Source organism: Dactylosporangium cerinum, assembly GCF_042653625.1.
Classification (GTDB): domain Bacteria; phylum Actinomycetota; class Actinomycetes; order Mycobacteriales; family Micromonosporaceae; genus Dactylosporangium; species Dactylosporangium cerinum.
On record NZ_JBHSIU010000030.1, the window covers coordinates 1 to 14,104 of the forward strand.

15 protein-coding genes are annotated in these 14,104 nt (G+C 73.2%); 2 read left to right on the plus strand and 13 right to left on the minus strand.

What is annotated here, in order from left to right; genetic code table 11:
• Window positions 1-520 precede the first annotated feature (520 nt).
• From ACFPIJ_RS25095 to ACFPIJ_RS25150, 12 genes are all read right to left on the minus strand, one after another.
• Window positions 521-1,663: a hypothetical protein gene (locus tag ACFPIJ_RS25095; protein WP_380117778.1), complete on the minus strand. Its 1,143-nt coding sequence runs from the start codon at window positions 1,661-1,663 to the stop codon at window positions 521-523.
• A 48-nt stretch (window positions 1,664-1,711) separates the two neighbouring features.
• On the minus strand, window positions 1,712-2,560 hold the full coding sequence (locus ACFPIJ_RS25100; protein ID WP_380117780.1) for an HpcH/HpaI aldolase/citrate lyase family protein: 849 nt from the start codon (window positions 2,558-2,560) through the stop codon (window positions 1,712-1,714).
• The gene (locus tag ACFPIJ_RS25105) at window positions 2,557-3,720 is read right to left on the minus strand and encodes an acyl-CoA dehydrogenase family protein (RefSeq protein WP_380117782.1); all 1,164 of its coding nucleotides are present in this window, start codon (window positions 3,718-3,720) and stop codon (window positions 2,557-2,559) included. Before ACFPIJ_RS25105 ends, ACFPIJ_RS25100 begins: the two co-directional genes overlap by 4 nt.
• A gap of 11 nt (window positions 3,721-3,731) precedes the next feature.
• Window positions 3,732-4,109: a Zn-ribbon domain-containing OB-fold protein gene (locus tag ACFPIJ_RS25110; RefSeq protein WP_380117784.1), complete on the minus strand. Its 378-nt coding sequence runs from the start codon at window positions 4,107-4,109 to the stop codon at window positions 3,732-3,734.
• Entirely contained in the window at window positions 4,106-5,218 is a 1,113-nt protein-coding gene (locus ACFPIJ_RS25115) for a thiolase C-terminal domain-containing protein (protein ID WP_380117786.1), read from the minus strand. The genes ACFPIJ_RS25110 and ACFPIJ_RS25115 overlap by 4 nt, the downstream gene beginning before the upstream one ends.
• Entirely contained in the window at window positions 5,215-5,604 is a 390-nt protein-coding gene (locus ACFPIJ_RS25120) for a MaoC/PaaZ C-terminal domain-containing protein (protein ID WP_380117788.1), read from the minus strand. Before ACFPIJ_RS25120 ends, ACFPIJ_RS25115 begins: the two co-directional genes overlap by 4 nt.
• A complete protein-coding gene (locus tag ACFPIJ_RS25125) occupies window positions 5,601-6,089 on the minus strand; it encodes an FAS1-like dehydratase domain-containing protein (RefSeq protein WP_380117790.1) in 489 nt (162 codons plus the stop codon). Before ACFPIJ_RS25125 ends, ACFPIJ_RS25120 begins: the two co-directional genes overlap by 4 nt.
• The gene (locus tag ACFPIJ_RS25130; protein ID WP_380117792.1) at window positions 6,086-7,039 is read right to left on the minus strand and encodes a RidA family protein; all 954 of its coding nucleotides are present in this window, start codon (window positions 7,037-7,039) and stop codon (window positions 6,086-6,088) included. Before ACFPIJ_RS25130 ends, ACFPIJ_RS25125 begins: the two co-directional genes overlap by 4 nt.
• Window positions 7,036-8,361 carry an MmgE/PrpD family protein gene (locus ACFPIJ_RS25135; RefSeq protein ID WP_380117794.1) on the minus strand — a complete coding sequence of 442 codons (1,326 nt, stop codon included), beginning with the start codon at window positions 8,359-8,361 and terminating at the stop codon, window positions 7,036-7,038. Before ACFPIJ_RS25135 ends, ACFPIJ_RS25130 begins: the two co-directional genes overlap by 4 nt.
• On the minus strand, window positions 8,358-9,569 hold the full coding sequence (locus ACFPIJ_RS25140) for a CaiB/BaiF CoA transferase family protein (protein ID WP_380117796.1): 1,212 nt from the start codon (window positions 9,567-9,569) through the stop codon (window positions 8,358-8,360). The genes ACFPIJ_RS25135 and ACFPIJ_RS25140 overlap by 4 nt, the downstream gene beginning before the upstream one ends.
• Window positions 9,566-10,573: an LLM class flavin-dependent oxidoreductase gene (locus ACFPIJ_RS25145; protein ID WP_380117798.1), complete on the minus strand. Its 1,008-nt coding sequence runs from the start codon at window positions 10,571-10,573 to the stop codon at window positions 9,566-9,568. The genes ACFPIJ_RS25140 and ACFPIJ_RS25145 overlap by 4 nt, the downstream gene beginning before the upstream one ends.
• An 85-nt stretch (window positions 10,574-10,658) precedes the next feature.
• Window positions 10,659-11,162, minus strand: coding sequence for a MaoC family dehydratase (locus tag ACFPIJ_RS25150; protein ID WP_380117800.1), 504 nt, complete (start codon window positions 11,160-11,162; stop codon window positions 10,659-10,661).
• 77 nt (window positions 11,163-11,239) lie between these two features.
• Here ACFPIJ_RS25150 and ACFPIJ_RS25155 point away from each other — a divergent pair, with 77 nt between their 5' ends.
• A complete protein-coding gene (locus ACFPIJ_RS25155) occupies window positions 11,240-11,929 on the plus strand; it encodes a hypothetical protein (RefSeq protein WP_380117802.1) in 690 nt (229 codons plus the stop codon).
• Here ACFPIJ_RS25155 and ACFPIJ_RS25160 read toward each other — a convergent pair.
• On the minus strand, window positions 11,926-12,741 hold the full coding sequence (locus ACFPIJ_RS25160; protein ID WP_380117804.1) for an IclR family transcriptional regulator: 816 nt from the start codon (window positions 12,739-12,741) through the stop codon (window positions 11,926-11,928). The two genes, ACFPIJ_RS25155 and ACFPIJ_RS25160, sit on opposite strands and share 4 nt — an antisense overlap.
• A gap of 125 nt (window positions 12,742-12,866) precedes the next feature.
• Between ACFPIJ_RS25160 and ACFPIJ_RS25165 the strand changes: the two genes are divergently transcribed.
• The gene (locus ACFPIJ_RS25165; RefSeq protein WP_380117806.1) at window positions 12,867-14,099 is read left to right on the plus strand and encodes a flavin reductase; all 1,233 of its coding nucleotides are present in this window, start codon (window positions 12,867-12,869) and stop codon (window positions 14,097-14,099) included.
• Window positions 14,100-14,104: the final 5 nt, after the last annotated feature.

A 14,104-nucleotide genomic window follows, 5' to 3' on the forward strand; every position in this document is an offset into this window, starting at 1 on the left:
GTTCGTGGGCCCTGCCTGACGTCTCATGGTCGGAGGCCAGCGTGCGGGGGGACGATGCCTGGGGCAGGGCGGGGATCAATGGGCCCGTTCTGAGCACCGAGCGCCCAGGAAGCTCGAACCTGTCTGATCGTCGATGAGCGTCCGGATCTGCTTGATATGCAGGTAATCCTCGTTCACCTTCAGTGTGTTGACGCCGACGCGGCTGGGAATATTCCGCTGTCAGCCCCGTTGGACAAGAACGAGTGACTGCGTGATCACTTGTGGTGGATGCGTGCTCGTACACTGATGCGCGATAGCCGCGTTTCCGGTGTTCGCCGTGGCAAGGGAGAGTGTGCGATGCCTCGACGGAGCCCACTGTCGGCGACGGGTGAAAACTGACCCCCTAGCGACGGACGCGCAGGTTGCGCCGGCAGCCCCGCCATCGCAACGACCACGGCCAGGCCCATCCTCATGACGATCGCCCCCCGGGGGGAGACGCTCACCCCTCCCTGCCAAGGTCAAATGATCGATGTCAATGCAGTCACGGCAGCCAGGCGACCACGCGGGCGGCGGCGTCCAGGCCGTCGGACGGGACGGGGGTGGCGGTGCCGGCCTTGACGTCGACGACGACGAGCTGCTTGTCGACGACGGCGGCGAACACCTCGGCTCCGGGTTGCCAGGTCGCCGGCTCGTCGAACAGGTGGACCTCGATGCCGCCGGCGGGCAGGGTGGCGACCGGGGCGCCGACCGCCCGGGTCGCCGGGTCGACCGTCTGGAAGGTCCGCTTGTCGACGGAGTACAGCAGCGGGCGGCAGGCGCCGGGCACGAAGAGCACGCCGTGGGTGGTGCCGGCGGTGCCGGCCACGGCCAGGTCCTGGCCGGTGAACGCGCCGGCCCTGGTGATGTCGCCGTCGCCGGTGCGCTGCTTCAGGTGCAGCACGTCCGCGTTCTTGCCGTTGTTGGCCACGACCCAGTTGCCGCAGACGGCGGTGGGGTTCCACATCGCCGGCGAGTCGATCAGCTTCGGGCTCTTGCCGCCGAGCACCGCGACGGTCGTGGTGTCGGCGTCGACGGTGACCTCGAACTCGAGGGCCTTGACGGAGACGGTCTCCGGCAGCGACTTGCGCCGGTCGAACACGACGTGCGTCGCGTCCAGCCACTCGCCGCAGCCCAGCTCGGTGGTGGCGGTGACCGTGCCGGAGCCGTACTTGTCCCGCTTCACCTTGTCCAGCACGGTCACCTTGCCGGCCAGGTCGACCACGACGAGGTCGTCGTTGCGGCGGTAGGAGACCCGCTTGCCGTCCGGCGAGGTCCGCAGGCACAGGCTGTTGCTCTTGGCGTCGCCGGCGAGCTTCTTCTCGCTGCCGTCGGCGAGGTTGCGGGCCGTCACCACCGTGCCGGCGCGGTAGATCACCGTCTTGTGGTCGGGCGTGAACTCGTAGTCCTCGAACTTCGGCGCGTCCAGCGGCGCGATGATCAGGTGGCCGTCGGGCTCCTGGGTCAACACCTTCAGCGAGCCGCCCACCACGACCACGATCTTGCCCGGAACCTTCGGCGGCGGCGCCTTCGACGCCGACGCGGATGCACCGGGCTTGCCCTTCGCGGGTTCACCGGACGAACCGGACGAACCGCAGCCGGCCAGCCCGATCGCGAGCACCCCGAGCACCACACAGAGACGACGCATGCTGTACCTCCCCCGTACGGGAGAGTTTCTAGCACACCTGGCCGATCGCTACCTGGCGAGGTCCAGGAGGCGGCGGGCGGCGCGGACGACGGCGGCGTCGACCATGCGGCCGTCGACGTCGACGAGGACACCGGCGCCGGAGTCGAGCGCGGCGTCGAAGCGGCGGACCAGGTCGGCCGCCTCCTCGACCTCCTCGGGTGTCGGGGTGAACACCTCGTTGACCACGGCGACCTGGGCCGGGTGGATGCAGGCGCGGCCGAGGAACCCGAGCCGCCGGAACGCGACCGTCGAGGCGCGCAGGGCCGCCAGGTCGCGGTAGTCGGTGCTGACGGAGGCGACCGGCGGGGCGATCCCGGCGGCGGCGCTGGCCAGGACGATCTGCGAGCGGACGAACAGCAGCTCGCGCTCGTCGGGGCCGAGGGTGACGCCGAGCTCGGCGCGCAGGTCGGCCTCGCCGATCTGGAGCCGGGCGACCCGCGGCGCGCGGGCGATGTCGGGCGCGCCGAGGACCGCCGCCGCGGACTCGAGCAGCGGCACGACGGCAACGCTGCCGACCGGCCGGCCGCACGCCTCCTCGGCGGCGGCGATGGTGGCGCCGAACGCGGCGACCTCGGCCGCGCTGCCGGCTTTGGCGAGGCAGACCCCCGCGAGGTTGGGCCCGGTCACGGCGCGCACGTCGGCCTCGCCGGTCGGGCCGGGGTTGACCCGGACCCAGACGGCCGGACGGCCCGCGGGCGGCAGGTCCGACAACCAGGCGGCCACGAGCGCGCGGGCGCGGGACTTGCCGGCGGCGGGCACCGCGTCCTCGAGGTCGACGATGAGTGCGTCCGCGCCGCGGGTCAGGGCCTTGTCGAGCTTCTGCGGCGCGTCGCCGGGGACGTAGAGGTACGACCTCATCCGATGGTGCCTTTCCCGCTGGTGAGTGCCTTGGCGATGACGATGCGCTGGATGTCGTTGGTGCCCTCGCCGATCATCATCAGCGGGGCGTCGCGGTAGAGCCGTTCGACGTCGAACTCCTTGGAGTAGCCGTAGCCGCCGTGGACCTGCATCGCCGACAGGGCGCAGGCCGCGGCCGCCTCGGACGCGAACGCCTTCGCCATCCCGGCCTCGAGGTCGACGCGGCGGCCGGCGTCGGCGCGGGACGCGGCCCAGTACACCATCAGCCGGGCCGACTGGACCTGCATCGCCATGTCGGCGAGCCGCAGCTGGATCGCCTGGAACTCCGAGATCTGCGACCCGAACGCCTTGCGCTGGCCCGCGTAGCGCAGCGCCTCGTCGTAGGCGGCCTGGGCGATGCCGAGCGCGCGGGCGGCGACGTTGATCCGGCCCGTCTCCAGGCCGGACAGGACCTGCTGCATGCCGCGGCCCTCGACGCCGCCGAGCAGGGCGGACGCGGGGACCCGGCAGTCCTCGAAGAGGATCTCGCACGACTCGGTCCCCTTGTAGCCGAGCTTCGGCAGGTCGCGCAGGACCTCGAAGCCGGGCGTGCCGGCCTCGACCAGCAGCACCGACATGCCGCGGTGCGCGGGGCTCGCGGCCGGGTCCGTCTTGACGAGCACGGGCAGCGGGTCGGCGTGCCGGGCGTTGGTGATCCACGTCTTGCGGCCGCTGATCACGTAGTCGTCGCCGTCGCGGCGGGCGACGGTGCGGATGCCCTGCAGGTCGGTGCCGGCGTCGGGTTCGGTGAGCGCGATGCCGGTGCGGCGGGCCCCGGTCGCGAGGTCCGGCAGGTACCGGCGGCGCTGCGCGTCGGTGCCGTGCCGGGCGATGAGCCAGCAGGACAGGGAGTGGCTGCCGAGGATGCCGGCGATGCCCATCCAGCCCTTGGCGATCTCCTCGAAGACGAGGGCGAAGGAGACCATGTCGGCGCCGAGGCCGCCGTACTCCTCGGGGACGGTCAGCCCGAACAGCCCCATCCGGCGCATCGTGGCGACGATCTCGGTGGGGTACCGGTCGGTGGCCTCCCATTCGCGGGCGACGGGCCGGATCTCCTTGTCGACGAACGCCCGCAGCGCGTCGCGGAACTGGCGCTGCTCGTCGGTGAGCTCGAAGTCCACTGTGGATCCCCTTACACGACTGCGAAGTAGGGCAGGTTGCGGCCGTCGTCCAGGGCCCGCCAGCGCACCTGGACGCGGGCCCCGATGGTCACGTCCGGCCAGGGTTCGACGTTGGCGAGCAGCCGGGGACCCTCGGCCAGGGCGACGACGGCGACGGCGTACGGCGCGGTGAACGCCGGTGACGGGGCGCGGCGCACGACGGTGAACGTCTCCACGATGCCCGCGCCGGTGACGTCCACGAGGGGTGGTTCGGGTCCGCCGCAGGCCAGGCACACGGGTCGCGGGTAGTGCTGGTGGTGCCCGCACGCGGCGCACCGCTGCACGGTGAGCCGCCGCTGCCGGGTCGCGTCCCACCATGCAGCCGTTGTCTCGTCCTGCGGCACCATCATGTGGTCCGTCCCAACAGGACGGTGCCGTGGGTGGAGAGGATCCCGCCGGTGCCGTGCACGAGCGCGGTGCGGTCCGGCGTGGCGCGCAGCCGGCGGACCGCCTCGACGAGCAGCAGCACGCCCAGCTGGCCTGGGTGGCAGTACGACAGCCCACCGCCGGACGTGTTCAGCGGCAGCGTCCCGGCGGCGACGAGGTCGGGGGCCTCGCCGAAGCCGCAGAAGCCGAGCGCCTCCAGGGACAGCAGGACGGTGATGGTGAACGAGTCGTAGATCTGGGCGGAGTCGACGTCCGCCGGGGTGAGCCCCGCCATGGTGAACGCCCGCCGGCCGGACTCGACGGCGCCGGTGCGCAACAGGTCGCCGATGCCGACAATGGAGGTGCCGGTCGTCGCCTCGCCGTAGCCGAGCACCTCGACGAGGACACCGGGCAGGTCCCGGGCGAGCGAAGCGGTGGTCAGCACGACCGCGCCGCCGCCGTCGGTGACGAGGCAGCAGTCGGCGACCCGCAGCGGGTCGCTGAGCAGCGGGCTGTCCGACACGTCCCCGGCCGACAGCGGCCCCGCGCCGTAGCGGTAGGCGCGCGGGTTCGCCAGGGCCCACTCGCGGGCGGCGACGGCGACCTCGGTCATGCCCGCACGGCCCCGGGCGGCGCCGTACGTGTGCAGGTACAGCTGGGCGGCCATGGCGTACGCGGACACGGGGTACAGCGGCCCGTACGGCTGCTCGAACTGCGCCTCCGGGGTGTGCGCCTCGTACGGGTCGAGGGTGCGGCTGCGCGCCGACCGCTGGTTGGACCCGTACGAGATGACCACCACCGACGCCTGCCCGGCCTGGATCGCCTGGACGGCGTGACCGACGTACAGCTCGAACGCGGACCCGCCGGCGAACGTCGAGTCCGTCCACCGTGGACGCAGCCCGAGATGCTCGGCGACCTGGGTGGCGGAGAACCGGGACACGCCGTTGGTGGCGAGCCCGTCGACGTCGGCGAGGCGCAGCCCGGCGTCGGCGAGGGCCCGGGTGATCGCCTGGGTCTGCAGGTGCAGCACGGTCTTGCCGGTGACCCCGAGGTCGGACTCGGCCGCGCCCACGATGCAGACCCCGGTGCTCATCGCAGTTCCACCGTGGACGACGCGGGCGCGACCGCGACGCGCGCTGCGTCTCCGGCGAGCACCTGGTGTTCGATCGTGACGAGCGCACCGTCCACGGCGGTCACGGTGCCGACGCAGCGGACGGTCTCCCCGGCGTACACGAGCTGCTTGAACCGGAACTTCAGGGTGCGCAGCACCCCGGCGGCCCCGATCCAGTCCTGGACCTGCTCGGCGAGGAGCGCCCCGAACACCTGCCCGTCCACGACCGGGAGGTCCAGGCCGCGCGGGGCGAGATACGAGGGGTCGTAGTGCAGCCGGTGCCAGTCCCAGGTGGCGCCGGCGTAGGCGATCATGTCGGGCAGTGCGATGCGCCGTTCGAGCGGCGGCAGTTCGAGGCCGGGCTTCACGGGGTCACCCCGAGGTAGATGATGGTCTCCTCGTTGGTGGCCAGGAGGTCGCCGTCCTGGTTGGTGTAGGTGGCCCGGGACGTGAACACCAGCATCGGCTGCCCGGCACCCGTGGTCCGCTCGGCGATGTCCTGCAGGCGCCACGTCGCGGTGACCACGTCGTCGGGGCGCACCGCCCGGTGGAACTCGTAGGCGTTGCCGCCGCGGACCTGGCGGGTGCCGGGCAGCTCGATGCCCCAGGTGTGCCCGGCGTAGCCGTCGGCGTCGGCGGGCAGCCCGGCGTACTGGTTGGTCTCGCAGATGAGCGTCGGCGGCGCGACGACCCCGTCGTGCCCGGCGGCGCGGGCCGCCGCGTCGTCGGTGTAGACGGGGTTGTGGTCGCCGACGGCGAGCGCGAAGTAGCGGATCGCGGCCCGACCGAGGGGTTCCGGCGCGGTGTAGGTGACCTCGCGGCCGATGAGGGCGCGGATCGCGTCGGTCATCATGCGGGCACCACCGCCGTCGGCACGACCTCCAGGAGGAACTCCGGCCGCAGCAGGGCCGAGCAGACGACCGAGGTGACCGCGGCCTCCGGGTACCGCTCGGCGCGCATCGCGGCGAGCTTGCCGTAGTCCGCGAGCCCGGCGGGGGTGACGTATTCGAGGAGCCGGGTGACGGTGGCACCCGGCGCGACCAGGTCGATGTTGTCGTAGATGAACGCCGCCTGCGCGACGAGGTCCCCGTCGTGCACGGCGAGTTGCGTGGCGGGGTCGAGGGCGCCGAAGCCGGACATGACGAGGGTGTTCCCGGCGACGACACCGGGCTGGTAGGTCAGGGTGTCGTAGCGGGCCCAGCCGGGGTTCACCGGTCGCAGCGGGCCGAGACCGGCGAGGGCGTCGAGGGACACCGCGGCGCCGGCCGCGACGGGGGTGTCGACGAGGATGCCGGCGGCACCGGGGAAGACCGGGCCGAGCAGCTCGCGCCGGGGCCGGCCGCAGCGCGGGTACTCGGCGCGGGTCGCGGTGGCGGTGAAGTCGGTCGTGCGGACCAGCGCGTCGAGGCCGAGCCCGGCGTGCGCCAGGAGCTCGCCGAGTCGCGTCAGGCACCAGCGGTACTGGTCGCGGAACTCCCCGGTGGTGGTGTGCACGCTCGGCAGGTGGACCAGGTCCCCGGCGATCCGCAGCACTCCCCCGTCGCCCGTGTCGATCGCGGTGCCGCCACCGGCAAACACGGCGAGCTCGACGCCGAACGTGTGTGCCGGGTCGGGGAACCCGGCGACGGGCACCACCGACACCGGCACCCGGTGCACGTCCAGAGCACCGCCGGCACCGGTGACGTACTGCGTGACGTGCACGATGTCGTCCGGCCCGAAACCGGCGTCGGCCAGCTGCCGGACGGCCGCCGCGTGGACGGCGGCCGGGTCGGTGCCGGAGACACCCGGCAGGTAGGTGGTCATGCGGTCGCTCCCAGCGCGTCGAGGAGGTCGTCCAGGTCGGGGGCGCCGGGCAGCGCGGCCACGGCGGCGAGCACCGCGGGTCCGCCGGCGCCGAGGTTGGTGAGGGCCTTGGCGCGCACGGTCGCGTCGAGGCCGGGCGCGCCGGGTCCGCCGCCGCTGCGCGGCACCTCGCCGACGACGATCCGGCCGGACCGCAGCGTCACCTCGACCCGCCCGGGCTGGTCGGCGGCGGCACCGGACCACGGCGCGACGCGGTGCCGCACCACCGCGGCGAGGGCAAGCACGTCGGGCCGGTCGACGCCGGTGAAGGTGGCGGCCGTGACCGCGCCGTCGCGCAGCATCGCCGCGACACACCAGGCCAGGGCGAACTTCGCCTGGTATGCGGTGCGGGGCGCGGCCTGGTCGGGCCCGCACACGATCGCCTCCGCGTCGGGATGCACGTCCACGACGACAGCAACGATCTCGCCCGGGTCGAGGCGCAGGGTCGCGGCGGCGTCGAGCGGCGCGTGCAGCAGCTGGCACGCCGGATAGGGCTTCACCGTGATCCGGGTCAGCTCGAACCGCTCGCCGAGCCCGTCGAGGACCGCTTCCGGTGGGACCCGCCGCCCGGCGAGTGCCGCGTAGAACCCCGATGGGCCCTCGATGGCGCTGGCGGGTCCGCCGGCGCCCGCGGCGGCGAGGCGGGCGGCGAGGATGCCGTGGTGCGCGGCGAACCCGGTGTGCAGCTGCTTCGTCGACGACCCGGTGTGCAGGAACTCCAGGAGCCCGCCGGCCTGGCTGGCGGCGATGCCGAGCGCGTCGACCGCCTGCACGGCGGTGAGGCGGTGCAGCCGGGCGGCGGCGAGGGCGGCGGCGAGGACCCCGCAGGCGGCGGTGGCGTGCACCCCGCGGGCGTGGAACGCGTGCGGCGCGGCGGCGCCGAGCCGGCAGACGGTTTCCAGGCCGACGGCGAGCGCGGCGACCGCCTCGGCGCCGGTGACGCGCAGCTGCTCGCCGACGGCGAGGACGACGGGCAGCACGGGCGCGGTCGCGTGGACGAGACCGCCGGCGTGGGTGTCGTCGAAGTCGAGGGCGTGCACGAGGACCCCGCCGGCGAGGGCGGCGGCGGGTGCGCCGAGCCGGGTGGCGGTGCCGGGGATCCGGGCCTCCGGCGGCCCGCCGAGCTCCCGTGCGACGGCGAGGGCCGGGTCGGCAACACCAAGTCGCAGGGCCGCGACGGCGGTGCCGCACCCGTCGAGCAGGTGCCGCAGCGCCGCCTCGACCGGCAGGTCCTCGAGGGCGACCGACAGGCCCCAGTCGGCGAGGGCGGCGGCGACCGTCATGTGACCGGCCCGAACGCCCCGGCGGCGGTGAGGCCGCCGATGCGGGTGTCGTCGTAGCCGAGGATGTCGTGCAGCACGTAGGCGGCGTCCTCGTTGCGGCGCGGCGCGCGGCGGTGCGGGACGGGTTCGGCACCGACCCGCACCGGCGACGCGGGCTGGCGGATCGTGCCGAACACCGGGTGATCGGTTTCCACGACCATGCCACGGGCGGCGGTGTGCGGATCGGCGAGGGCCGCGGCGACGTCGTTGACGGGCCCGCACGGGACACCGGCGGGTTCCAGGTCGGCGAGCCACGCCGCGACCGTCCGCGTCGCGAAGGCGTCCTCGAGCAGCGCGAGCAGCATCGTCGCGTGCTGGTGCCGCCCGCCGAACGTGGCGAACCGGGGGTCCGTGGCGAACGACGTGCCGGCCACCCCGTCGAGCAGGTCGGCGAGGCGCCGCCAGAACTTCTCCTTCGCGCAGCCGACCACGAGCCACCCGTCGGAGGCCCGGAACACCTGGAACGGCACCAGCGACGGGTGCGCCGAGTGGTGGGTGCGCACGGGTTCGAAGCCGCCGTTGAGGTGCCACACCGCCGGGTAGGTGAGCATGCCGACGGCGGTGTCGTACAGGCTGAGGTCGCAGTCCATGCCGATGCCGTCGCGGCGGGCCGCGTGCACCCCCGCCAGGAGCGCGATCGCGGCGACGAGGCCGCCGCTGTAGTCCACCAGGGACAGCCCGCTCTTCGTCGGCGGCCCGTCGGGTTCGCCGGTGAGCTCCATCCAGCCGGCGAGGCCCTGCAGGATGTAGTCGTAGCCGGGCTGGGTCGAGCGCGGGCCGTTCATGCCGAAGCCGGTCAGGGAGCAGCAGACGATCGCGGGGTTGATCCCGGCGAGTTCGTCGTAGCGGATGCCGAGTTTCGCCGGCACGTCACCGCGCAGGTTGGAGTAGACGGCGTGGCTGGCCCGCACCAGATCCTCGAAGACGAGCCGCCCGGCGGGCGAGGTGACGTCGAGGGAGATGGAGCGTTTGTTGCGGTTGAACGTCTCGAAGAACAGCGAGTCCTCGCCGTCGGCGAACGGCGGCACGTACCGGCCGACGTCGCCGCCGGTCCGCGGGTCCTCGATCTTGATGATCTCGGCGCCGAGGTCGGCCAGGTGCACGGACCCGAACGGTCCGGCGCCGTACTGTTCGAGGGACACGATCCGGATGTCTTCGAGGGGTCTCACCGGCTCAGCTCCTCGATCAGTCGCAGGATCTGCTGCTGGAGCGCGCGGATCCGCGAAGGCGGCAGCCCGTGCGTGGGCGGGCTGAGCTTGATCGCACCGGCGAGCCCGCTGTACTCGCCGATCCGCGCGGCGACCTGGTCCGGCGTCCCGGCGAGGGTGAGCCGGTCGACCATCGCGGGGGCGACCGCGCCGGCGAGCCCGTCGGCGGGCAGGCCGCCCCGGAACGCCTCGATGACCCGCTGCTGCTCGTCGGCGAGGTCGTGGAAGGCGAACAGGTCGGCGTAGGTGCGCACGGAGGCGTAGAACCCGACGACCCCGGCGGCGGCGGCCCGGGCCGCGTCCGCGTCGTCGTCGATCGCGCAGCAGGCCGACACCACCACCTCGAACCCCGCTTTCGCACCGAGGCGCGGCAGGACGTGGGAGGCGAGGTAGGACGGGGAGCACAGCTCGTGGGAGATCCAGCCGTCGCCGATCTCCCCGGCCAGGGCGGTCATCGCGGGCCCGACCCCGGCGAGGTACACCGGGATCGCGGCCCGGACCGGTGCATATGGCCGGCGGTACCCGCGCACCCGCAGCCGGACCTCTTCGCCCTGGAAGTCGATCGGCTCACCCGTGTGCGCGCCGGCGATGAGCAGGCGGATGGCAAGCACCGTCTCGCGCAGCCGGCGGACGGGGCGGGACCAGGTGACGCCGTGCCAGTCCTCGTTGAGCCGCTGCACGCCGGTGCCCAGGCCGAGCCGCAGCCGGCCGCCGGACAGCTCGTCCAGGTCGAGCGCGGACAGCGCGGTGAGGAACGGGCTGCGGGCGAAGGCCAGGGCGATGCCGGTGCCCACCCCGATCGTGCCGGTGCGGGCGGCGAGCGCGGCGGCGGTGACGGGGGCGCTGCGGTGCAGCTCGGGCGCCCAGACGACGGCCGCCCCGGCGGCCTCGGCCCGGTGCGCCGCGTCAAGCTGCTCCTGGAGCGTCTCGCCCCACGGCTGGAAATGCAGCGCCGGAAGCGTCATTCCGTCACCTCCGCTGCGCTCCGGCGCCGGCCTGACTTCAACCTGCGATCCTGATTCGCGGCCCCTCCGCTCCGCTCCGGACCGCTCATGCGGTCAGCGGTCCCGTCTTCGCCACGGGGAAGTGGGACTTGTCGTGGGGGGCGTCGCGCCGGTACACCATGACGCTGCGCTCCCACGACATGACCTCGTCGCCGTCCTGGTTGAGCCCGCGGGTGCGGCACGTGACGATGCCGGCGTAGGGGCGCGACGCCGATGGGCGGGTGGCGAGCACGATGGATTCGGCGTAGAGGGTGTCGCCGACGAACACCGGCGCGGTGAGGCGGATCTGTTCCCAGCCGAGGTTCATGATGGCGTGCTGGCTCATGTCGGAGACGGACAGCCCGAGCACGATCGCGACGCTCAACCCGGAGTTCACGATGAGGCGGCCGTACGGGGCGTCGGCGGCGAAGTGCGCGTTGAAGTGGTTCTGGTTGGTGTTCATCGTGAGCAACGTGAACCACGTGTTGTCGGCCTCGCTGATCGTGCGCCCGAGAGGGTGCTGATACACCGCGCCGACCGTGAAGTCCTCGAGGTAGTTGCCCAGCGTCATGCCCGTGACGCTAGGCAGGGCGCCGCGCCGGAGTCAAGCACTTGTTTCCCACAGCGGATCAGTGTTTCCATTGTCCGATGGGCTGGTGGATCCTGCTGCACATCGTGCTGTTCGTGTTCTGGCTGGGCGGAGACCTGGGCGTCTTCTACTCCAGCCGCTTCGTCCTGCGGCCCGACCTGCCGCCCGTCGCGCGCAACACCGCCCTGAAGATCATGGGCGGGCTGGACCTGGGCCCGAAGATCTGCCTGGTGCTGTTCCTGCCCAGCGGGGTCACCCTGATGGCCCTGGACTCCCACGGCGCGCAGCTCGGCGGCTTCACCCTCTTCCAGTGGTGGACGGTGCTGCCGGTGTGGCTCTTCGCGTTCGGCTGGCTGTTCCTGACGATCAGGGACCACCACGCCCCGGGGAAACACCCCCTCGTCCGGCGGGCCGACTGGAGCATCCGCATCACGCTGATCGGCATCCTGTACGCCCTCGCGGTGTACACCATCTTCACCACCGAACCGTTCGGCGTGACGAGCAACCCGAAGTGGCTCGGCGCGAAGGTGGCGCTCTACGCCACGGCCATCGCGTGCGGTCTGGGCATCCGGCTGACGCTGCGCGGCTTCGCCGCCCCCTACGGCGAGCTGATGACGAGCGGCTCGACGCCGGAGGTGGAGCGCCGGCTGCGGCGGGCGGTGGACGGCTGCCTGCCCTACGTGTGGGGCATCTGGCTGTCCGTCCTCGCCGCCGCCGCGTTCGGGGTGCTCAAACCCTGGATGCACTAACCGGCGTGGTAGCCGAGATGGCCGGACACCCGGGCGGCCGCGGCGAGGAGCCGGTCGGCGCACTCGGCCATCCGCGGCTTGAAGCGCGACAGCGGGCCGGCCGCCGACAGCACCGCGATGACGTGCCCGTCGTGGTCGAACACCGGCGCGGCGACCGACGCCGCCCCGACCTGGCGCTCCCCCATCGAGGTGGCGTAGCCGCGGCGCTGGATCGCGGCCAGCTCCAGGCGCAGCGCGCCGTCCTCGACGATGGTCTTCTCGGTCAGCGCGTTCAGGGCGTGCTTCGCCAGGTACACCTCGATCTCGTCCTCGCCGAGGAAGGCCAGGAACGCCTTCGACGACGCGCCCGCGTGCAGCGGGTAGGGCGTGCCGAGCTGGACCTCCAGGCGCAGCTCCTGCTCGGGCACCACCTGGTCGACGTAGAGCCGCATGTCACCGCGGCGGATGGACAGGGTGGCGGTCTCGCCGGTCTCCTCGGACAGCCGGCGCAGCTCCGGCGCGGCGATCGCGCGCAGGTCGGTGCGGGCCAGGTAGGCCCGGCCGAGCGCCACGGCCGCGTGGCCGAGCGCATACCGGCGGGTGGTCGGATCGACCGTCACCAGGTCCCGGTTGCGCAGTGCGGTGAGGATGCGGTGCACCGCCGCCTTGGTCAGGCCGAGCTCGGCGGCGATCTCGGTGACGCCGAGGTCGGGGCGCCCGACCCGGCCGAAGAGCAGCAGGACGTCCATGGCCCGCTCGACCGCCGCGATGGAGCGGCTGGCGGAGCCGTCGGCGTTGTCGGCGCTGGACGCCGTCGTGGTGGTGGTCGACACCCCAGAAGTCTAAGCACAGATTTCCCTAGGGGAAACGGCGTCCGCGCATCGTTGACATCGCTTCACCGCCGTCGTTACCGTGACCGTGACAGCGTTTCGCTAAGTGGAACAAAAGGTGGGCGCGGGTGACGATCGACCCCGACACGTTCCGTTCGGTGCTCGCACAGTGGCCGAGCGGTGTCAGCGTCGTGACCACCGTCGCGGGCGACGGCTGGCACGGCATGACCGCGAGCTCCTTCTCCAGTGTGAGCATGGACCCGCCGCTGATTCTCGTGTGCCTCAACCGGCGCATCATCACGCACACGCTCATCGAGGCCAGCGGCGTCTTCGCGGTGAGCGTCCTGGCCAAGGACCAGACGATGGTCGGCCGCCGCTTCGCCGGTCAGGAGGGCGTCACCGACCGGTTCGCCGGCGGCGCCTGGCAGACCCGGGTCACCGGTGCGCCGGTGCTCACCGACGCCGTCGGCTGGCTCGACTGCCGGGTGGTCCACGCGTACGCCGGCGGCGACCACACCATCTTCGTCGGCGCCGTGCTCGGCGCGTCCACCGCCCGGATCGTCGCGCCGCTGCTGTTCCACTCCCGGGCCTGGGGCCAGCTGGCCGACGTGCTGCCCGACGAGGTCAGCGTCGCCGACACCGGCCTGCTCTCCGCGCTGCGCAACCACACCGTCTCCGCCGGCGCCGCCGGCACCCTCGCCACCGCGCTGCGCGCCGCCGGGGTCCGGGTCCGGGTCCGCGACCCGCTCGGCTGCCTCACCTCCACCGGCGACCGGTCGACGGCGACCGCCCTGGTCGCGACCGCCGACGAGGTCGCCGACGCGGCGCTGAGCGGCGCCGGGGTGATCGAGCTGCTCGCGGGCGACCCCGCGACCACGAAACACATCCTCGACGAGGCCGACCGCTACGACATGACGGCGACCTGCTGGGTGCCCGACGCGTTCGCGCCGGGCAGCAGCACCGCCGTCCTGGACGCCGTCGACCTGCTGGCCTCGCTCGGCTGTGCCGAGATCGGCCTGGACGAGGGCGCCGAGGCCGCCTCCCCCCGCCAGGTCCGGGAGCTGCTGCAGGACGCCACCGTCCGGGCCAGGCCCGTGTCGCTGCGGGTCCGCCTGCGCGACCGGCACGGCCTCGGCCTGGTCAACGCGCTGACGGCGATGAAGAGCGGGGTGCGGCACTTCGACACCACGCTCGGCGGCATCGACGGGGTGCTCGCCTGCGAAGACGTGCAGTTCCTCGCCGACCGGCTCGGCGTGGCCTGCGACAGCCCCCGCGCCGCGCTGGTCGCCGCCGCCGCCGAGCTCGAACGACATCTCGGCGGCGCGCTGCCCGGCCGCACCTACCGCGTACCGATCTCCTGAAAGGA